The sequence below is a fragment of the Paenibacillus sp. LX16 genome, assembly GCF_036252815.1.
Taxonomy (GTDB): Bacteria; Bacillota; Bacilli; order Paenibacillales; family Paenibacillaceae; genus Paenibacillus; species Paenibacillus polymyxa_B.
In genome coordinates, this window is record NZ_CP141152.1 from 751,342 (window position 1) to 771,876 (window position 20,535).

A 20,535-nucleotide genomic window follows, 5' to 3' on the forward strand; every position below is an offset into this window, starting at 1 on the left:
AATGTGGTTGTAACGGCCCCATCGAACGATGAGAAGAATGTTTAGACAAGGTGTGTATCTCTCCTTTAGATTGAATTTTGTGACATCATATGTGCAAACGTACTGATTGGAATGGGCAATATTGCTATAAATCGAGATAAATGCATCTTAGAGAATTTAATTAATCAATTGAAACAATTTGCCATGCGCCATATTTATCTTTTTCAAAGTAAAAGGTATATCGTATATCGGGTGAATATCCTTCTTCATTATTCAGCCGTTCCCCTACAATGGGTATCAATATCCGATTATTTTCTTTCATAGCTTCAGCAATACCAGTAAACTTCACCGGATGATCGAAGAGGTAATCGTGACCTGTTCCAACGTCTGGACCGAGCGCAGCATGGAATTGATCCAAATCTTTTGACACGAAGGCAGCTATTGCTGCTTTGAGTTTTGCTATCATGGCATCCTCAATTAGAGGGTCTTCAACATCATTCCATTTGATCTCGTCCAAGTTTTGCATGGCGACTGGTTGATCTGTTCCTTCTTTTACTACCGTACCTGAGGTTGTTGGTATTGTTCCATTGGTAGATGTATCCGTTGTTTCTTGCTTTCCACAACCAGCAAACACACTTACACTTATGGAAAGTATAAGAATAGAAATAATTTGAGCAGGTTTGTTCATATTAGATTCACCCGTCCTTATTTACAACCATATGTAAAAACAGTTTTACTTTTTTTGGTGATAAATCATAGTTGTAAAATATTTTTTACATTTTTGGGGTTAAAGTGGATTAATTGAAAAATAACATTAGAAGTGTGCGGTGGTTTACTATAGAAAAATGAATAAATAAATGAAATGACCTTCTCTAATTAAAGAAGGTCATTTTTTAATTCAGGAACCATTATTAAATGTAGCATAGCCTTCTGCTTATAGGCGTTCTCGCTTGCAAGTCATGCAGTGGTTCTTTATACCTGGTTTGGAATTTCCGCATGGACGTTTAGGCATTTTGTCGGTTAGCTATGATGCTGCGTATCACGGTTCAAAAGTAGCTGCACATGATGAAATCTCTGGTGTATATCTATGTAGGGTATCAAGCTGTAGTTAGAGCATTTTTTTGAGCTGGGATATACGGGCTTGGGAAACCTCAAGTATTTTGGCATATTCGTGCTGTGCAGCATTGGGGTGTTTTTGCATTAATTCTTTTAGACTTTCGATCATCTGTTGTGTCGATCGCCGTAGACGTTTGGACTCTTTATTAGATCGTTGTGAGTTGGATAAAGCTGATTTGGCTGGTCTTAGGATAGGGCTGAAATTTATCCCCTTCTTTAAACTTTCAATACATTCCCCGCAAATAAAGCTGTCTCTAAAATAAGTTAATTGTTCTGTTGAACCACACATTTTACACGTCACCCCAGTATATTTTCGAAAGGCGAGAATACCAGTTTCCTCATCTGCAAAAATCTCAACAGGATCACCCACATTATAATCCATGGAAATTCGCATTTCTTTGGGAATAACGATGCGGCCTAACGCATCTAGGGGACGTGTCATACCTGTACTTTTCAAATGATAACCTCCTTTTTTTATATCCTTATAATACTAAATAGTTATGATAAAAAAGAATAGGCTTAGAGAAGCAATCGCATATATTTAGTAAACTGTTGAAAAGTATACAAGTAATTGCCAAAATATGTTTTGTTATTGAAAGAAACGTGTTGAGGAGATTATAAAGAATTTCCGATATATATTCATAAAGAATATTCTAGGTGGCAATGAAATTTTTAGTAACACGGGATAAGGAGCTGTGCATTACATTATTACAGGGAACAACCTAATTTTGCACTCTTTACTATGAAAACTTATACTTATCGTTAAAGCTGACTTGAAGAGAAAATAAAAGAACGAGGAGGGGAATAACCATGTACTCCATTAAAGAGGTTCAAATGAAGAGCGGATTGCCCGCATCTACCCTTCGTTATTATGAAAAAGAAGGCATATTACCTGATGTGGGTCGGGATGAAGGTGGAAGAAGGGTATATACTGAAAAACAAATCGATTGGATTAGGTTCCTTATGGCTATGAAAGATACAGGGATGACTATTGAAGAAATTAAGGCATACCTTGAGCTAAATGTAAAAGGAGAAGCCACAATCCAAGAGAGAAGAGATTTCCTTGTAGCCCACAAAAGGAAAGTAGAAGAACATGTGGCACAAACGCAGCACAATTTGGAGAAAATTATTCAAAAGATAGCTTTTTATGATCATGTGGTTATGGGGAAAAGTCTCTCTTAGGTATCGTTTGATCTGTAAATAGTGGTAAAGTCAAATCGAATATATGGAGCCCACGGCATATTTGCAATACGCTGGAGGGCTTTTTTGCATAGATATCTAAAGATGCAGATTCTAGGTCGTAAGTATTGAAAATGGGCGGTTCACAACGCGCTTATAGGGTAAAAGTGTAGTACCAAGGTGGGCAAGTGGGGGTGTTGACTCTCACGCCACGTGAGACTGTAGACTGTCAAGCAAGGGAGGTGAAGCGGAATGGCTTATACGGTGAAGGAAGTGTCTAATCTGTCGGGAATCAGCGTACGAACTTTGCATTATTATGATGAAATCGGATTGCTGAAACCGCATCATATTGGAAATAATGGATATCGCTATTACGAACAGGAACAACTGTTGAGGCTTCAGCAAATCATGGTGTACAGGGAACTGGATTTGCCTTTATCTGAAATTGGAAATGTGCTGGAGCAAACCAAGGAACAAAAAGCCGAGGTTTTGCAAGAGCATCGAGCCAAGGTTGAGGCCAAAGTCTTCCGCTTGCATACTCTCCTACAGACCATCGACGAAACGGTGGCTCATTTGAAAGGGGAACAAGCAATGAAACCAGAGCACTTGTACCAAGGATTTAATCCGGAAAAGCAGGAAATGTATGAACGGGATTTGACAGACCGTTATGGTCAAGAGGCTCAGGAAACAATTCAGGAGAGCAAGACGGCGACGAAGAACTGGAGCAAAGAGGATTATTTGGATTCGCAGGCAGAGGCTGATCAGATTCATCGGCGGCTGGCAGAAGCCATGAATAAAGGATTGAAGCATAACAGTGAAGAAGTACAGGCGCTAATCCGCCGTCATCTTCAATGGGTAAGCCGATTCTATACCCCTACAGCAGAAATTTATAGCGGGCTGGGAGATTTGTATGTGGAGCATGAGGATTTCAATAAGATGTATGAAGGCTATCGCCCCGGACTGGCTGAGTATTTGCGAGACGGGATGAAGGTTCTAGCCGAACGGGAATTAAATTAACAAAGGGTGAACAACAAGCCAATTCCGATGGCTTGTTGTTTACCCTTTTTGTGTGTAAAGCAGCTTACATGCTGCTTTGTGCTGTTCTCATGCCTTGCTGGCTGCTGTTTCCGTAATGTTGCATGCCACTGCTTGCGAAATGCTGTCCAGTCGTTCCCATATGTTGCGGAAAGCTGTGATTCATGTGGCTTCCTGTATTAAAGGAGGTTGGTTGCATACTGCGGGAAGCAAAGCTATCGCCAAATCCGGGCTGAGTCATTTGACTGCTGGAACGGATGGAGTTTTCCAACTGACTACACAGTTGAATCACTTGCTGGTATTGCTGCATAGCCTGCTGGTGATGCTGAATTGCAGTTTGGATCATTTGAGCTGCGCTTCGTTCACGTTGCACCAGGCTTTCAAGACTGGATGCATTTTGTTGTTCTTGTTGCAGCAACTGCTGATACATGGCAGTTCCTTGCTGTGTTTGTTGTACCAATTGTTGCATGATTTGTTCACATTGATGAAGTTGTTGTTGTGGAGCCATGTTGTTGTACATGAATCATCAATCTCCTTCGCCGGATAGTTTTGGGTTTCAGACCCTCCTATATTGTGGCGAAGGAAGACGATATATATGCGCTATTTTTGGTTATAGGCTGGCTACCAGAATAGCCGTAAATTCCTCTAGGAATACGCGATCTTCGTGATCAAAGCGGCCTTTTAGTGGGCTGTCAATGTCCAGCACTCCAATCAGCTCCCCATTCTTGACAAGGGGAATAACGATTTCACTATTGGAAGCAGCGTCACAGGCAATATGTCCTGGAAACGCATGAACATCATCTATAACAAGCGTTCGTTGTTCTGCTGCTGCGGTACCGCATACGCCACGTCCCAATGGAATCCGTATACATGCAGGTAAGCCCTGGAAAGGACCAAGTACAAGCTCTGTGCCATCATAAAGATAGAAGCCGCTCCAATTAATATCTGGAAGGAAATGACCAAGTAATGCTGAAGCATTTGCCAAATTGGCAATGGTATTGGATTCATCATGAATAAGTGCCCGGAGTTGTCCGAGAACCGATTCGAATTGTTCATGACGTGTGCCTTCGTAAGGTATAGCTTGAAACATGTAGAGTTCACGCTCCTAACATTAAATTTTCACATTAAGGGTTGTATATATCGCCAAAAATAGGTAATTATGCAATTGGCTTTTACCATTGGTTAATTAATTTAAGATATAACGATTGTATATATTCAGTCAAGTGGAAAATCACTCTGTAACCTTTCGGTATTCTCCGTACACTAACCTCTGTACAGAATCATTCTAGGAAGGAGAAGGCTATACGTTTTAGCGGGGCAAACAATATAGAAAGTAATTCAGCAAGGGTTGTCCTCATCTGTTTCCAGCTTATCCTCTATGGGTAAAAACAGTGTAACATGGTTGGCCTAGGCCAGGGAGGAGTTACAATTATGCATGCAGATGTTCAGAACTTGTTTATCCGTATACAGATGCTTTCTTATGCACATCAGAACGATCTCACGATAAGAGATATTCAACCTGTGTTGGAAGAGCGCGGTTACCGTGTAGGAGAACGTGAGGTCAAGCAGGAGCTTGAAAACCTGACGCAGGAAAACTTTCTGACACCGCATGATGATATGTTCAGCATTACCGGCGCAGGGATCGATGAATTACAGGAAATTCAGTCGATGCTGGGCATACTGTACAAGGATGTTGTGAAGAAACCGACTCGCACCACGGTTTAATCTCTTATAATATAGAAGATGCCCTTCTAATTCCTAATCCTAGGTGGTCAAGACCCCATTTTATAGACACTGAAAAAAGACCCTAGGCTATAAGCTGCTTCCGATACTCTTTCGGAGGCAGCTTATTTAACTTTCGTTGTGGTCGACATTGGTTGTAAAATCGAATATATTCTTCTATTCTCCTTTGTGCCCCGTCCATATTTCGGATATCATATGGGTAGAGCCCTTCCGTTTTGAGATGCGAGAAGAAGCTCTCCATCGAGGCATTATCATAACAATTGCCTCGGCGAGACATGCTGATCCGGGCGCCAACCTTTGGCAACATGTCATGGTACGCATGGGACGTGTACTGGAATCCCTGGTCGCTGTGAACGATGAGGCCAGTCACGTCTTTTTGCTGTTTAAAGGCTTGTCGAAACGTCTGTAAAACCAGTTCGTTATCATTTCTATGGCTCATCTGGTACGCGATAATTTCGTTATTGAACAAGTCTTTAATCGCAGACAGATATAGCCAGCAATCCCCCACACGATATTGCGTGATATCTGTGACCCATTTTTGATTAGGTTTGTCCGCCTTGAAATCCTGTTTTAGCAGATTTTTCGCCACACGACCTTTCGTAGAGGAAGCATAGTTGCAGCGATGTTTCCGGCGAATTTGTGAGCGGATTCCCAAGACCTGCATGAGCCGGAGTACCTTTTTATGGTTCATCCAGACTCCATGATCGTGCTGCAAAAATAGTTGAATTTGGCGATAGCCGTAGACCCCGTTATACTGCTCATACACTTTCTTCACAAGTGCTTTCGCGTCCCGATCTCGATCTGCTCCTCTACGCTTTAAGAAGGCGTAATATCCACTTCTGGAGACTTTGAAAAGCGTACACAGTTTGCTAATAGGATAGTCTTTCGCAGCTTTCTCAATGGTTATATATTTGTGTGCTTCATCTCCTGTATCCAGATTTCCAAACACTTTTTTAGCATATCATTTTCCCGTCTCAGCTTCTGTACATACCTATCCTGATCGATATACTCCTTACGCCGTCCTCGCTGGTCCATGAGCCCGAATTCACCGAGTTGCTTGTATTTGCGCATCCATTCTTTTAATCGATGTCGATCTGCGATCCCAAACTTCTCCATGAGTCTACGATACGTCCAACCTTCTTCAATATGGAGTCGTATGGCCTCTACCTTGGTTTCAAACGTATACTCGTTAAACTTTGTTCCCTTTTTCGCCGGCATAAAAAATGCACCCCTTAGATTTCATCGGATAAACCAGGGGTTTATTCCAATGTCTATTCTAAGGGGTGCACTTCAAGGAACAGGAGGGCTATTTTTATATATAAGCTTCTCAGCTTTAAATAGGTTGTGTTTGTTGAAGGTGTATGCTTAAATGTAGCGTATATTTATTGTCATTTTAATGCTGGAAGGATGATGGAACATGTGTGCATATGCATGTAAGGGGCATATACCACCGCTGGAAAGTTCGCGTCTTCGGCTGCGAAGGATGGAAAGCGGGGATGCGGCTACGATGTTCGCTTGCTGGTCTGACCCGGAGGTTCACCGTTATATGAACCTTTCTGGTATGTCAGGGCGTGAGGACGCAGAGGATGTGATTGAGCTGTTGAATGAGCTGGCGAAGACGGAGGATGCGTTGCGCTGGGGAATAGAGTTGAAGGAGAGCGGAAAGTTAATTGGAAGCTGTGGTTTTAATTATTGGCAGACAGAGGGAGCTTATAAAGCTGAGATTGGTTATGAGATAGCCAAGCCTTATTGGCGACAGGGTTACATGACCGAGGCGCTACGCTTGGTGCTGTTATTCGGGTATAACACGATTCGGTTGAATCGGATCGAAGCGCTGGTGGACCCGCGCAATACAGGCTCGCAAGCTCTGCTGTCCTCGATGGGCTGGACACAGGAAGGACTGTTGCGGCAGGTACAGCATACATCTACAGGCTTTAAGGATATGCTGATGTATTCTTTACTGCATGAAGAATGGCTCAGACTGGAGGCACAACGAAATGCTGTTTCAGTATAACGGCGGTTCATCACCACTGCACAGGCTAGGGCCGTTAAGTAAGCTAATATGGGTGGGATGCTTTAGCCTCCTGTCGATGGCTTGGGATTCGACGCTGCGGGAAGCAGCTCTCTTGGCTGTACTGATTGCTGTGGCTGGCTTGGGCGCACGTTTGACCTTAGCACGCCAGCTTCGGGCTATGTCATTCCTGATTGGGTTAGGCATCCCGTATTTTTTACTGTCTATCCTAGCGATTCGAGAAGGACATACCGTGGCTTCATGGGGACCCATTGTCATTACAGCAGAGGGACTGGATATCGCAGGGGCGTTAACGTTGCGGATTTTTGTGTTGTTTTTGGCATCTTATATCTATCTCTCGACGACCGATCCCCGAGATTTTGTGCAGGCATTGAATCTGCGCTTGCGTGTTCCTTATCGGTTTGCGTTCGGTATTTCAGTGGCACTGACGTTTCTCCCCTTATTGGAGGAAGAAGGGCGAACAATTATGGCAGCACGGCGTGTTCGTGGACAGGAACCACCACGAGGGTGGAGCAATCGGTTATCATGGTGGAGCGGGTATGCGGCTGCCGTGTTGGTGAATGCTGTAAGGCGGGTTCAGCAGACGGCGTTGGCTATGGAGGGCAAAGGTTTCGGCGCTTATGCAGAACGGACATATCTTCGTACACTGAACAATGGGCGTGTAGGCAACTTATGTGCTATGACTGCTGTAGTAGCTACGGCTGTTTTATGGTGGAGCTTATAAAGTGAAGCCTCTTATTTTCGGCCTTATTGTCAACCTGTAAAATATAATTAGGTTGACAATAAGGCCGCAGATGAATACATTTATACAGTAGCAGCTTGTACAAGGATCAGAGCTGTAATCTTATAGATTAGATAGGGAGAGGAGTCAAGAAATACATATGAAGGAATCTCGTATGTTTGCAAAGTTAACAACGCTGGATATCGTGCTCATGGCGATGCTGGCCACGTTGAACGGCGTCATGACCGTGTATTTGTCGCTCATTAACAAAACATTAAACAGTCTGGGAGGGCCTATCGCAACTTCCGCTATTGTCGGGCTGTACATGATATACGGCTTGTTGGCTTATTATATTATTCGTAAGCCGGGTACGGCGGTTATTGCTTATGCATTTGGCGCGGTGGTGCAATCCTTTATGGGCTCTGCCTATGGAATTGCTTCTATTATCGCGGCGGCTGTCTGCTATATGATTGCGGCTGAGTTGGTATTTGCCTTGTTGCGGTATCGACGCTGGAACGCAGTTTCGCTGATGCTAGTGGGTGGGGCTATGGTTCCGCTGTGGTTTATTGTCGCAGCCAATATGTTTGGCTATATGCATTGGGGGTGGAAGGTGCTGACCATAGCACTGGTCGTTCGAATCCTGAGCGGCATTGTCCTGTGCGGTCTGCTGACGAAAGTGCTGGGCGATGCCTTAAATCGTACGGGACTGTTAAAACGTTTTGAACTGGGACGCGCTTCACGTGCATAGCCGTGGCTATACATGTGGTTATATCTTCAACAATGGGGATCGAGGATATTTCAATTATGAATGAACATAACGATGATAACTCTAGCAGTAAAATAGCTATATCCTTGAAGAATTTTGGCTATCGGTATGATGATCAGGTGGAGCCAGCTTTATATGGTCTGACACTGGACATTGCGGTGGGCGAGCATGTAGCCATTGTTGGAGCTAGTGGGAGTGGAAAGTCTACGCTTTGTCAGCTACTTCATGGCGGGTTGTCCCGTTCCGGTGAAGGCGAACGGACGGGGGAGCTGACCGTGTACGGGATGGACCCCGATACCGCTGATTTGGCTACTGTCGCCACCACTGTCGGCGTCGTGCTTCAGGACCCAGATGCCCAGCTGGTGCAGGGAATCGTCGAAGACGAGATTGCTTTTGGGCCGGAGAACCTGCGCGTGCCTCCGGCAGAAATAGCGCAGCGCATTGCCGCTGCGCTGGAGGCCGTCGGCCTAGCTCCCGAGCGCGACTCCTTCGTGCGGCGCCTCTCGGGAGGCCAGCGCCAACGTACCGCGATTGCTGCGGTACTGGCGTTGGAAGCGCCGCTGGTCGTGTTCGACGACGCAGCTGCGCAGTTGGACCCGCCGGCTGTACGCGACTTCGCCCTGTTATGTCGGCGGCTCCATGCCGAAGGCCGGACGGTGGTCACTGCGTCCGGCCGTATAGACGATGATGCGCGTGCAGCGCAGCGCATCATCGTCCTGAAGGGCGGGACCGTGCAGCTGCAGGGTCCGCCCGAAACGCTGCTGCGCGAACATGGTGCGCAGCTGGCCGCCTTGGGGCTGCTCCCCTCTCCGGCAGGGAGGGGAGACATGCTGCGTGAGCCGGGGGTGAATCCCGGCTCAGCGGCGGACCGCGCTGGACAGCCGTTGCTGGAGGTGAAGGGATTGCCCTTCACCTACCCCGGCAGCCAGCGCCCGGCGCTCAAGGGCGTGAGTCTTGCCCTTGCACCTGGCGAACGAGCCGTGCTGCTGGGTGAGAACGGCTCGGGTAAAACCACGCTCGGTAAGTTGCTCATGGGCCTACTCCCTGCACCGAAGGGGTGCATGTGGTGGGAGGGGCAGGATATGGCGAAGCTGCCCATTCACCAGCTAGCTACCGGAATCGGCTATGTGTTCCAGCAGCCAGAGCATCAGTTTGCAGCTGCAACGGTGTGGGAGGAGTGCTTGTACAGCGTTCGCGCCAAGCTTGGTTTACGGACCGGGGAGCCGGTTCCCGCCGCATATGTGGAACGGGCGCATCGCTTACTGACAGCCGCCAGGCTGGATCACCGACTGGAGGTCTCGCCGTACCTGCTAAGTGGAGGTGAAAAAAGGCTTTTGAGCGTTGCGGCACAGTTCATCCTCCCCAAAAAGCTTTACATCTTGGATGAGCCGACTGCGGGAACGGATTACGAAGGGGCAAACATCCTGCTCCATATGTGCACAGAGCAGTCTGCTGAAGGCGCGGCTTTTCTGTTCATCACCCACGATTTGCAGATAGCTGAACGCTTTGCCAGCCATGTTCTTCGTATGGAAGAGGGGTATCTCTATAAAACGGAAAATAGCTGGAATGATCATACGATTACAGTTGACAAAAATTAACGATATGTAGACAATATTATATATACATCGTACAAAACAGGCGGCCTATATAGGCCGCCTGTTTACGATTATGCAGTGAGGGTTATAATCCATTCAGGAAAGGCTTGCCGCACAGATACAACACAGTTTTTATAAGGAAAGGATTTGTGATTTGCTTGGGAGACGATAAACCTATGAAGCGCGGACTCGTGCTGACAGGTGTTCTATTGGCCACTTTTTTGGCCGCAATTGAAGGAACGGTTATCGGTCCAGCGGGACCGACGATTGTTAGTGAACTGGGCAGCGTGAATTTGCTCAGCTGGATTTTTACGGCATATTTACTGACGATGGCTGTGACCACACCTATTTTCGGAAAGCTTAGCGATTTGTTTGGCCGAAAACCCATTTTTTTAATCGGCTGTTCGTTGTTTGTACTTGGCTCTTTACTTTGTATGATAGCTGGTACTATGGAGCAGCTTATTATCTACCGGGCCATTCAGGGGATTGGTGCGGGTGGTGTCATTCCCGTTACCTTTACCATCATCGGTGATATATACAAAATGGAGGAACGTGGCAAAGTCCAAGGCATGATCAGCTCAGTATGGGGAATTTCTTCCCTGATCGGGCCACTCTTGGGCGGTTATGTGGTCACCTATTTTGGTTGGGAGTGGATTTTCGGTTTTAACGTTCCTTTTGGATTGCTGGCTATGTTCTTCATCGCCCGTTACTTGCGTGAACAGGTAAGCAAGCGTACCGCGCGTATCGACGTACCGGGAGCGGTTACCTTTACCATCGGGATGACGGCTCTCTTGCTCGTATTGGCACTGGGCGGGCAGTATATCGGTTGGGCTTCTCCTGAATTGCTGGCCTTGGCTGCGGTAGCCATTTTGTTCCTGATTCTGTTTTTGGTTATTGAAAAACGCGCTCAGGAACCGATGGTGCCACTAAAGCTATTTCGGATACGGGATATCGCCTTTTCCTGCGCTGCAGCACTGTTAGTCAGCACCCTGCTGATCGGACTGACTAGCTATCTTCCACTATGGATTCAAGGTGTACACGGTGGAGATGCCGCTTCATCGGGTCTCGCGCTGGCTCCAATGTCCGTAGGCTGGCTATTTGGCTCTATGATCGGAGGACGCATTTTGCTGACGCTGGGCTCGCGTCGAACCTCTTTGATCGGGCTGACCCTGATTGTATTGGGTGCCTTCGTCATGACCTTGATGGGCCAAACGGCTCCGATCTGGCTGCTATTCCTGTCTACATTGTTGTATGGACTGGGATTCGGCTTCTCGATAACCGTGTTTACGATTATTGCCCAGTCCTCGGTCGGATTCCAACTGCGTGGCGCGTCTACAGCACTGAATACGTTCCTGCGTACGTTGGGGCAAACGATCGGGGTTGCAGCCTTCGGTTCATTGTTGAATTATCGCATTGCTGCCCAGACAGCAGACGGACAGCTTACACAGCAAGGGGTTACGCAGGAGGATATTAACGGTCTGCTTGCACCTCATGCTTCACAGAGTCTAAGTGACAAGGTTGCCGGATTGCTTCGTTCTGTACTGGAAAACAGTCTGCATTCCCTGTTCGTGATCATGGTCGTTATTGCAGTGATTAGCTGGTTTGTCGTCCTCGGACTGCGGAACCGTCCGCCAGGTACGGAAGAAGAGGCAGATCAGCGCGTAAAGACACCCCAAAGAGAACACGCATAAAAAATAATATAAATCTTTCATGATAAAGAGACAGTCCGGTACACCAATAAGTGGCCGGGCTGTTTCTTTATATCTAAGGTCTCTCCTCCTACGGATTCAGCAAAAAGCCACCTCGTATAGGACCGATAAATTCCCCAATATACAAAAAGTAAATAAAAATCCCCTAGAGATTGCGATATATTCATATGTTATAGGTTACAAAGTGGTAAAAAAGTCTTAAAAAATTGTAACTAAAAATCTGTTTCTGCATTGAACTATAGGGTACTAAGGAACTATTTTTTTGAACCCGCTTACAAATTGGGCTTTGTATGATTTATTTTAGAACGATTTTGCATGTGAATGAAGCAACCAACCTAGTAAAATGGGACACGGAAAAAAATCAAGTAGCAAATTTTTCTGAATGTAATAGGAATGAAAAAATAGGAATTTTCAGAAAATTACTAGGAAAATATGAGGATGAAATTCATAGAGGAACCTGTTTTCTTACCACACATAATAGGGCTTTTCAGTCTATATCAATCGTTTGACATACCATATAAAATGGCCCTACCAACCAAAAAGTTGGATTTCAAATCTAGAAGCATAATTAGATTAAGGGAGATGGAGTACTTGAAGTTTAACAAATGGTTCAGTAAAGCAGCCACTGCAACAGTAGCAACTACCTTGCTGTTAGGAGGCGGCGTTCAGGCTTTTGCCGAGGAAAATGATGCATCTGATCTCAAAACAGACAATGCATTTACGCAAATTACGCGTAATGACATGCTGAATATTTTCAAACAGCAAGGCAAAGAGAAATATGAGGTTCCGTCCTTCGATGCGTCTACAATTAAAAATATTCCTTCTGCTATTGGTCGCGACAGCTCAGGCAAGCTGATTGATTTCGATGTCTGGGACTCTTGGCCGTTACAAAATGCCGATGGCACAGTAGCCAATTACAAGGGGTACAATATCGTTTTTGGACTGGCAGGCGATCCTAAAAGAGGCGAGGATACATTCATATACCTGTTCTATCAAAAAGCGGGCAATACTTCACTGAGCGGCTGGAAAAACGCTGGCAGAGTATTTAAAGACAATGATAAACTGCTTGCCAACGATCCGATTCTAAAAAATCAGTCAGAAGAATGGTCAGGTTCAGCTACCTTAACCGCTGATGGACAAGTACGTTTATTCTATACCAGCAGACAGCCCTATGATCCGAATAACAAATTATACGGCAAGCAAACCTTGAGCACGGCTCAAATTAATGTCTCTCAGCCTGATGATAAGACACTGAAAATAGATGGAGTCGAGGATTTGAAATCGATCTATGACGGTGGAGATGGGAAAACCTATCAAAATGTTCAGCAAAGCGTCGGTGTAGATATGGATAACCATACGTTTAGAGACCCTCACTATGTCGAGGATCAAGGCCACAAATATATTATATTTGAAGCGAACACAGGGACAGAAACAGGCTATCAGGGCGAAGATTCGATTCAAAACCCAGCTTATTATGGCGGCAATAAGAAATTTTTCACGGAAGAGCAACAAAACCTGCTGCAAAGCCCTAAGAAAAAGGGAGCTGAGCTGGCGAACGGCGCACTGGGTATCGTGGAATTGAATGATGATTATACGTTGAAAAATGTAATGCCTCCTTTGATTGCATCCAATCTGGTAACAGATGAAATTGAACGGGCGAATGTGTTCAAAATGAACGGTTTGTGGTATTTATTTACGAGTACAAGAGGTTCCAAGGTGACTGTAGATGCGATCGGTGACGATGATATTTACATGCTGGGTTATGTTTCTACTTCCTTGACAGGGCCTTATAAACCGCTGAATGGAACCGGTCTCGTTCTTCATCAGGATCTGGATCGTGATGATGTTACCTGGACGTATGCCCATTTTGCTATCCCGCAAGGCAAAGGCAATAACGTAGTCGTGTCGAGTTATATGACCAATCGTGGGCTTTTCCCGGATCACAAATCTACTTTCGCGCCAAGCTTCCTGCTGAATATTAAAGGCTCGAAAACGTCTGTTGTGAAAAATGGTATTTTGGAGCAAGGGCAAATCACGGTTGATCCAGCGAATGACAAAAAAGAATCCCCAAATGAGTATGGCAAGAAATAAGTAGGTATATGCAGTATGTCCGAAGACGGCGGCTTGGTAGCTTACCAATCAGTCGTTCCTCGGACGATACATAACGATGCAATGAGAGGTAAGGAGGATCGTCATAATGAGAAAAAAAGCTCCCAAGAGCATTTGGATACGATCCGTTGTAGTCATCACAGGCTTAACTATATTCATAGCTATGGGTTGGAGTATGTACCAACAGGATACAGCCGAACCCCCAAAATCTGCTGCAACTCCAAAAAATCAAGCGAATCAAAGTAAGCATACAACACCGACCTATCGGTCAGCCTATCATTTTACCGTTCCGGATAAGTGGAAGAATGACCCCCAACGGCCCATTTATTTCGATGAAAAATATCATTATTACTATTTATATAATCGTGACTATCCCAAAAAGAACGGTACAGAATGGCGACATGCCACATCAACCGACCTGGTTCATTGGAAAGATGAAGGGGTGGCGATTCCCAAATATACGAACCCGAATGGAGATCCTTGGTCCGGTTCGGTCGTGATCGATAATAATAATACCGCAGGTTTTGGAAAAGGCACGCTGGTAGCCATTGTCACACAGCCCTCAGCAGATGGCGGAAAGCAGGAACAATTTTTGTGGTACAGTAAAGACAAAGGCAAGACGTTTACTTCTTACCGTAACAAGCCTGTGATGTCCAACCCCGGTACAAAGGACTTTAGAGATCCTAAAATCATCCGAGATACTCAACGTAATCAATGGATGATGGTCATGGCAGAGGGAACGAAGATTGGCTTTTATAAGTCTAAAAATTTAAAGGATTGGCAATTTACGAGCGGCTTTCAAACGGAAAATATCGGGCTTGTGGAATGTCCTGACCTTTACCGGATGCGGGCGGATGATGGAACCTATCAATGGATTCTGGGCGCGAGCGCCAATAGCAAACCAACAGGCGGACCCAACACGTATGCCTATTGGACGGGAGATTTTAATGGAGAAGCATTTCTCCCTGATCACAGTGAACCTGAGTGGCTGGATTACGGGTTTGACTGGTATGGTGCAGTTACGTTTGAGGAAGGAAAAGACAAAGATAAATACAGTCACCGTTATGCTCTGGCCTGGATGAACAATTGGGATTATGCCAATAACACGCCTACCCTGAAGGAAGGCTTCAATGGAATGGATTCGATTGTTCGCCAAATTCGACTGAAACATACGGCAGATGGTGGATATCGTTTGGTTTCACAGCCGGTACCCAATTTGGAGCGATTCCAAACATCCAAAGAATCATTAGGAACGATTAAAGTAGAGGGTGCTCACCGGCTTCCGGTAGCAGGCGATGCCTATCAGTTAGAGGCGGATGTATCTTGGTCCACGATTAAAAATGTAGGATTGAGGCTTCGAGAGTCGACGGATGGCAAGCGTCATGTCGATGTGGGTGTCTCAGTGGACGGTCAATACTCCTACGTAAATAGAGCCAACACCGGGCAGCCGGATCAGAGTGGAAAATATGTAGAGAGCAAGGCGCCTTTTGATGCTAATAAGAAAAAGGTCCACCTGAACATTCTCGTCGATAAAACCAGCATTGAAGTGTTTGTAGATGGTGGAGAAGTAGCTTATTCCTCTTTAATATTTCCACGGTTAGAGGATCAGAAAATTACTCTTTTTTCCGATGGCGGTCCGGCTGTGTTTAACAATGTAGTGGTCAAACATTTTAGCCGATAGCAGGTACTTATGCTATTCGTAAGCTTGGGCATATTTCGCTCTATTCTGGTATATAAAAAGTCCACCCATGAATATAAGGGTGGACTTTTCTGTGTAAATCTAAATTTTCGTTTTAGCACAGCTATAAGATTGTTCGTTTATTCACAAACGATTAGTTGCTAAAATTACTATTCATTCTATTTGTGATAAGGTGACAAGTTATCAGCGCTACGGCCCAATTTTTTGAGCAAGCCGATGAGTTGATCTCTTTCGGTTTCACTGATTCCGCTAAAGGCACGTTCAATTTGACGTGTATAATCAGGATAAATTTCGTCCATGACACGTTGTCCTTCGTCCGTCAATTCTGCATATATAATCCGACGATCTTGGTCGCACGGGTGACGGTGCAAATAACCGCGGCTTTCCAGTTTGTCGATAACATAAGTGACATTTCCGCTTTGCAGAAGCAGCTTTGCTCCAATTTGTTGGATTGGCTGCGCGCCCTTGTGATATAAAACTTCCATCACGGCGAAGGCCGTTGGGTTGAAGCCCACCGTTTTGATGCCAGCAACCGCATGTTCGTTTACACTTTTGAATGACTTGGCAAACACGCTATACAAATGCATGGATTGCTGTGTCACCAATGTTCGGTAATCTATCATCTTCATTCCGCCTTTATGTATGGATTTGGGCATCCTTTGACCGCTCGGCTCGGATGACCGGGCAACCATACCCTTGTTACTAGCATAAAGGGATTTACGTAGTGAAAACATGCGATTTGTCACAGTAGCTGCTTTTTTAACTATTTAATTTCAAAGCTTTAAAGTAAATTTTTGAAAAGTAAAGGTTTTGAATGTAAAAATACTGTTCTGGTTGGTTATATTAAAAATAACATACCTAGCTTGATGAACCCCAATTAACCAAATAAGCTACTTCAGAGGAGATGAAACACATGGATACAGGTTCTTTCCGTTTTCAATTTCGTGATCCACAGCAAGCCGCCCAAGCCTGTGAAACATTAAAGGAAATTGGATACTCCGCCAGCACAAATGGTGACACAGGTCTCAGTGTTCATATTGAGAACCAGGATGTGCTGTCTGCATTGGAAATTTGCCAAGCCTATGAAGGAAGCATGATTGAGGTAGGGACTCTTTTCTCTAAACCGGATGAATATCCCGGTTTGCAAGGAAATATAGGTGTACATAATCCAGGTTATAGCCCCGAAGATTGGATTATCCCGGCACACACGATCAACGAAGACTGGAGCGAAGCTTATAAAAATGGCTCCTCTCAAACGTACACTAACACGACGGAGGAGCACAACGTCAGCTCTGATCAACAACCTGAGGACGAAGTGGATGGATTTTCTGGAAGCATCCATATTTGACCCAATTGATGACGCAATGTCGATTAGGTGGTTGTTTCTTAGTTCTAAAAATGTTTTATGAAGTAAGAAGCACCAGTAAACCTTGAGCGGGGTTTGCTGGTGCTTCTTTTTTGATAAAGAAGACTCATTCACATGAAATATATTGGAGAGGGCAATCTAAAGAATGGGGAGAGATCTGTCCCAAAATTCAGGATTAGGGTGATTTTTTAAATGGACAAACCGTCAGATATGCAAAAAGAAAAAAAACTAAAATGGTGGCAACTAAGCTTGTTAGGAGTTGCAGGTACCATCGGTACAGGATATTTCCTCGGGTCTGGCTTAGCGATCTCCATAGGTGGTCCAGCCGTACTGATTGCATACTTTTTTGCAGCAGTGGGAACATATGTAGTGTTCGATGCCCTTTCGCGCATGACGGCAGATCACCCTGAACAGGGTTCTTTCCGTTCCTATGCCCAAAAAGCATTTGGAAGTTGGGCAGGATTCGGCAGTGGATGGGTGTATTGGTTCTCAGAATTGCTTATCAATGGGAGTCAACTAACCGCGCTATCTATATTCTCACGCTTTTGGTTTCCTCAGGTACCGATGTGGATATTTGCAGCAGGCTTCGGAATTTTAGGGCTTGTGATTGTTTTTTTTGGCAATAAGGGTTTTGATCGAGTTGAAAATGTACTGGCCATCATTAAGATGGCAGCTATTGTTATGTTTCTGGTCTTGGCCGTTGCTCTTTTGGCAGGCTGGATCGGAGGAGGAAAATATAATCCAAAGTTCCCCATCAGTTACAAAGAATTTTTTCCGACTGGGGGCATAGGATTGTGGTCATCTTTCATTTTTGCCTTTTATGCATACGGAGGTATTGAAGTGCTCGGAATTATGTCCAATCGGCTTCAAAAACCGGAGGATGCACCTAAAGCAGGCAAGGTAATGCTGATTACACTGGTTGTTGTGTATGTGCTTTCGATTGGTCTGGCTGTGTCTATGGTGCCATTAAGTGCCTTTAACCCGAAAGAAAGTCCTTTTGTGCTTGCGCTTAGCAGCGATCATCTGGTTTTTGTGCCTCATTTATTTAATGGAGTGCTTATTATTGCAGGGTTCTCAACGATGACAGCATCTCTATATGCAGAGACATCTATGATGCTTACGCTTGCACAGGAAGGAGATGCGCCCACATTGTTTTCACGGAAGTGGAAGGGCAAATATCCTCTTTATGCACTTAGTTTGATCTCCGTTGGATTAATCTCAGCCATCGTAATGTCGTTGCTACTACCGGGAAAAGTATATGAATATATCACTACTGCAGCGGGTTTAATGCTGTTGTATAATTGGTGCTTTATTTTGCTGTCTTCAGGTAAGCTACTGGAATCGAGCACATCTAGCAACATTAAACGCTGGGTTGGATTATTGTTGATCGCTATGGCCGTGGTCGGAGCCTTTTTTCATAAACTTAGCCGCCCTGGAGTGTACATCAGCTTACTACTTGTCTTGTTAATTGCAATATGTGACCTCATTGTACAATGGGTTCGCCGAAAGCACGCCAAGGAATCTCGTTAACGTTGTCAGTGAGTTAAGCGTTAGCGTAAAAAAAGTAATTGAAATGCTTGTACGCCAAAATAAAAGCCAAAACCAATAAGAGATAATCCAGACATCCAAGAGATGGTTTTAAGCAAGCCGGTTTTTAGGAACCTCCGGAAAATACTTGAAGCGGCTGCCATGGTCACATCCCAGAGTAACACGCCTAATACAATCGCTCCGCTATAGATCATTAGTTGTTGTACTGGATATGTATTAGCGACGTTTGCGAGTATAGACCCGTAAATGCCAAGCCAAAAAAGGATGGAGAGAGGATTAAATAATGACATTAGAAAACCGGACATAAATGAGTTACTTAATGTATTACCATTTCCCCTGAATTCGGATTCTGAAATCACACCTGCATTTTTGATGCTTTCAATACCTGTATACACAAGTACGAAAAAACCAAATAGCCATAGAAAAGCTTTGACAAACGGAGCATTAAGAAGGTGAATCATTCCCAAATAAACAAGCAGCATATAGATAATGTCTGCGGTTATTGCACCAAGCCCAATAAACCAGGCGTGCCAAAAACCATTCTTGATACCTCGATCCAACTGTGCGGCATTAATCGGTCCAATGGGAGCGGAAAGTGACAGACCTAGAAAAATATAACTGATAAATGTATTAATGGTGTTTTCCTCCTTGATTTTTTATTGGCTGTTATGTATTTGTCTATTTAAGTTTATTCGGACAAACCCATTTGTAAGACCATATTTTTTGTGCGTATATTGTAGGAGGAGCCTCGTTATTGCCAACCACCTATCAATGAATTAAATCTAAAAAAAGGAGCTCTAATTCTGTTCACACAAGGATTAGAGCTTTTTTAATGACAGGTTATAAAAAAAGTTTATTTGATCGAATAATTGGGGTTGACACTTTTATTGAAAGCGCTTATATTTATCTCATGAACAATACGTTATATAACGTTATATAAAAAGGAGAGGTAAAAATGAATGTACAACAGACGGTTCAGACGATTTATGAACAAGCAAGTGGAGAGATTTCCGAGGTGTATTTAGTAGCCTGTGGGGGCTCATTAGTCGATATGTATCCCTCAAAATATTTTCTGGATAGTGAAGCAAAGAAGCTGGTAGCAGGGATGTATACGGCGAATGAGTTTGTGCACGCACTGCCAAAACGATTAGGTAAAAACGCTGTAGTCATCGTTTGTTCCCATGGAGGAAACACGCCGGAATCGGTTGCGGCCGCTAAATCAGCCAAAGAGAAAGGCGCTTACACCATCGGCTTAACCCACAATAGTGAAGCGACACTGCTCAATTATTCTGATTATTCATTCCTCTACGAGTGGGGAGATGAGAGCGATGTCAAAAATAACCCGATGGCTATTATTTTGGAGCTTACTGTTGAGCTGCTTCAAATCGCTGAAGGCTATGTGCATTATCAAGCTTTCCAGAACGGCTTGGGAGCAATCAATGGAATTATTAACCGGGCAAAAATACAAGTTGAACCGCGTGCCAGTGTATTCGCTGACAAATATCGCAATGAAGATCTCTTCTATATCCTGACCAGCGGAGCTTCTTATGGACATGCGTACGGATTTGCTATCTGTTCTCTGATGGAAATGCAATGGCTTCATGCGGCTTCAATCCATTCCGGTGAATTTTTCCACGGACCGTTTGAAGTAACAGATAAAGAAACTCCATTTATTCTGATGATCAACGAAGGACGCACACGGGCATTGGATGAGCGGGCACAGACTTTCCTGAATCAATATGCCGAGAAAGTGGAAGTGATCGATGCGAAGGAGCTTGGAATCGGAACCATTGCCGACGAGGTCGTCGAATTTTTTAACCCGGTTTTATTTTACAGCATTGTATGTGTTTATCGTGAAGCACTCGCAAATGTACGCAATCACCCACTGGAAACTCGTCGTTATATGGGCAAAGTAGCTTACTAAGCGCACTTACCAAC

21 protein-coding genes are annotated in these 20,535 nt (G+C 44.6%); 13 read left to right on the forward strand and 8 right to left on the reverse strand.

What is annotated here, in order from left to right:
• Nucleotides 1-160 precede the first annotated feature (160 nt).
• Complete coding sequence (locus T3H97_RS03365) at nt 161-667, reverse strand: hypothetical protein (protein WP_328801695.1); 507 nt, start codon at nt 665-667, stop codon at nt 161-163.
• A 420-nt stretch (nt 668-1,087) separates the two neighbouring features.
• The gene (locus tag T3H97_RS03370; protein WP_061831296.1) at nt 1,088-1,552 is read right to left on the reverse strand and encodes an AbrB/MazE/SpoVT family DNA-binding domain-containing protein; all 465 of its coding nucleotides are present in this window, start codon (nt 1,550-1,552) and stop codon (nt 1,088-1,090) included.
• A 353-nt stretch (nt 1,553-1,905) separates the two neighbouring features.
• Between T3H97_RS03370 and T3H97_RS03375 the strand changes: the two genes are divergently transcribed.
• Both T3H97_RS03375 and T3H97_RS03380 read left to right on the forward strand, forming a co-directional pair.
• Nucleotides 1,906-2,277 (forward strand): MerR family transcriptional regulator, encoded by a 372-nt coding sequence (locus T3H97_RS03375; RefSeq protein WP_025719263.1) that lies wholly within the window; start codon nt 1,906-1,908, stop codon nt 2,275-2,277.
• A gap of 249 nt (nt 2,278-2,526) precedes the next feature.
• Nucleotides 2,527-3,291 (forward strand): MerR family transcriptional regulator, encoded by a 765-nt coding sequence (locus tag T3H97_RS03380; RefSeq protein ID WP_025719265.1) that lies wholly within the window; start codon nt 2,527-2,529, stop codon nt 3,289-3,291.
• A gap of 64 nt (nt 3,292-3,355) precedes the next feature.
• Here the strand turns inward: T3H97_RS03380 and T3H97_RS03385 are convergent, their stop codons facing one another.
• A complete protein-coding gene (locus tag T3H97_RS03385; protein ID WP_025719268.1) occupies nt 3,356-3,829 on the reverse strand; it encodes a hypothetical protein in 474 nt (157 codons plus the stop codon).
• Between the two features lie 90 nt (nt 3,830-3,919).
• Nucleotides 3,920-4,399, reverse strand: a complete 480-nt coding sequence (locus T3H97_RS03390) for a GAF domain-containing protein (protein WP_025719270.1) — start codon at nt 4,397-4,399, stop codon at nt 3,920-3,922.
• 341 nt (nt 4,400-4,740) lie between these two features.
• On the opposite strand from T3H97_RS03390, the gene T3H97_RS03395 reads away from it, so the two are divergent.
• Nucleotides 4,741-5,034: a hypothetical protein gene (locus T3H97_RS03395; protein ID WP_328801696.1), complete on the forward strand. Its 294-nt coding sequence runs from the start codon at nt 4,741-4,743 to the stop codon at nt 5,032-5,034.
• Between the two features lie 82 nt (nt 5,035-5,116).
• Here the strand turns inward: T3H97_RS03395 and T3H97_RS03400 are convergent, their stop codons facing one another.
• Both T3H97_RS03400 and T3H97_RS03405 read right to left on the reverse strand, forming a co-directional pair.
• Entirely contained in the window at nt 5,117-6,001 is an 885-nt protein-coding gene (locus T3H97_RS03400) for an IS3 family transposase (protein ID WP_134902449.1), read from the reverse strand.
• Nucleotides 5,956-6,270 carry a helix-turn-helix domain-containing protein gene (locus T3H97_RS03405; protein ID WP_025722639.1) on the reverse strand — a complete coding sequence of 105 codons (315 nt, stop codon included), beginning with the start codon at nt 6,268-6,270 and terminating at the stop codon, nt 5,956-5,958. The genes T3H97_RS03400 and T3H97_RS03405 overlap by 46 nt, the downstream gene beginning before the upstream one ends.
• Nucleotides 6,271-6,469: 199 nt before the next feature.
• On the opposite strand from T3H97_RS03405, the gene T3H97_RS03410 reads away from it, so the two are divergent.
• The 7 genes from T3H97_RS03410 to T3H97_RS03440 all read left to right on the forward strand — a co-directional run bounded on the left by T3H97_RS03410 (nt 6,470) and on the right by T3H97_RS03440 (nt 15,665).
• Complete coding sequence (locus T3H97_RS03410) at nt 6,470-7,066, forward strand: GNAT family N-acetyltransferase (protein WP_328801697.1); 597 nt, start codon at nt 6,470-6,472, stop codon at nt 7,064-7,066.
• A complete protein-coding gene (locus T3H97_RS03415; protein ID WP_328801698.1) occupies nt 7,050-7,808 on the forward strand; it encodes an energy-coupling factor transporter transmembrane component T family protein in 759 nt (252 codons plus the stop codon). Before T3H97_RS03410 ends, T3H97_RS03415 begins: the two co-directional genes overlap by 17 nt.
• Nucleotides 7,809-7,965: 157 nt before the next feature.
• Nucleotides 7,966-8,553: an ECF transporter S component gene (locus tag T3H97_RS03420; protein WP_328801699.1), complete on the forward strand. Its 588-nt coding sequence runs from the start codon at nt 7,966-7,968 to the stop codon at nt 8,551-8,553.
• 56 nt (nt 8,554-8,609) lie between these two features.
• A complete protein-coding gene (locus tag T3H97_RS03425) occupies nt 8,610-10,169 on the forward strand; it encodes an ABC transporter ATP-binding protein (RefSeq protein WP_328801700.1) in 1,560 nt (519 codons plus the stop codon).
• Nucleotides 10,170-10,342: 173 nt separating this feature from the next.
• Nucleotides 10,343-11,857: an MDR family MFS transporter gene (locus T3H97_RS03430; protein WP_025722893.1), complete on the forward strand. Its 1,515-nt coding sequence runs from the start codon at nt 10,343-10,345 to the stop codon at nt 11,855-11,857.
• Nucleotides 11,858-12,466: 609 nt separating this feature from the next.
• Nucleotides 12,467-13,966: a glycoside hydrolase family 68 protein gene (locus tag T3H97_RS03435; RefSeq protein WP_328801701.1), complete on the forward strand. Its 1,500-nt coding sequence runs from the start codon at nt 12,467-12,469 to the stop codon at nt 13,964-13,966.
• Between the two features lie 106 nt (nt 13,967-14,072).
• Entirely contained in the window at nt 14,073-15,665 is a 1,593-nt protein-coding gene (locus T3H97_RS03440) for a glycoside hydrolase family 32 protein (protein ID WP_328801702.1), read from the forward strand.
• 176 nt (nt 15,666-15,841) lie between these two features.
• On the opposite strand, the gene T3H97_RS03445 is transcribed toward T3H97_RS03440, so the two are convergent.
• Nucleotides 15,842-16,306, reverse strand: a complete 465-nt coding sequence (locus T3H97_RS03445; protein ID WP_013369372.1) for a MarR family winged helix-turn-helix transcriptional regulator — start codon at nt 16,304-16,306, stop codon at nt 15,842-15,844.
• Between the two features lie 290 nt (nt 16,307-16,596).
• Here T3H97_RS03445 and T3H97_RS03450 point away from each other — a divergent pair, with 290 nt between their 5' ends.
• Nucleotides 16,597-17,031 (forward strand): hypothetical protein, encoded by a 435-nt coding sequence (locus T3H97_RS03450; protein WP_250243141.1) that lies wholly within the window; start codon nt 16,597-16,599, stop codon nt 17,029-17,031.
• 210 nt (nt 17,032-17,241) lie between these two features.
• Nucleotides 17,242-18,579 carry an amino acid permease gene (locus tag T3H97_RS03455; RefSeq protein ID WP_328801703.1) on the forward strand — a complete coding sequence of 446 codons (1,338 nt, stop codon included), beginning with the start codon at nt 17,242-17,244 and terminating at the stop codon, nt 18,577-18,579.
• 20 nt (nt 18,580-18,599) lie between these two features.
• Here T3H97_RS03455 and T3H97_RS03460 read toward each other — a convergent pair whose 3' ends face one another.
• On the reverse strand, nt 18,600-19,232 hold the full coding sequence (locus tag T3H97_RS03460) for a LysE family transporter (protein WP_328802771.1): 633 nt from the start codon (nt 19,230-19,232) through the stop codon (nt 18,600-18,602).
• 320 nt (nt 19,233-19,552) lie between these two features.
• Between T3H97_RS03460 and T3H97_RS03465 the strand changes: the two genes are divergently transcribed.
• Entirely contained in the window at nt 19,553-20,521 is a 969-nt protein-coding gene (locus tag T3H97_RS03465) for an SIS domain-containing protein (protein WP_069291084.1), read from the forward strand.
• Nucleotides 20,522-20,535 lie beyond the last annotated feature (14 nt).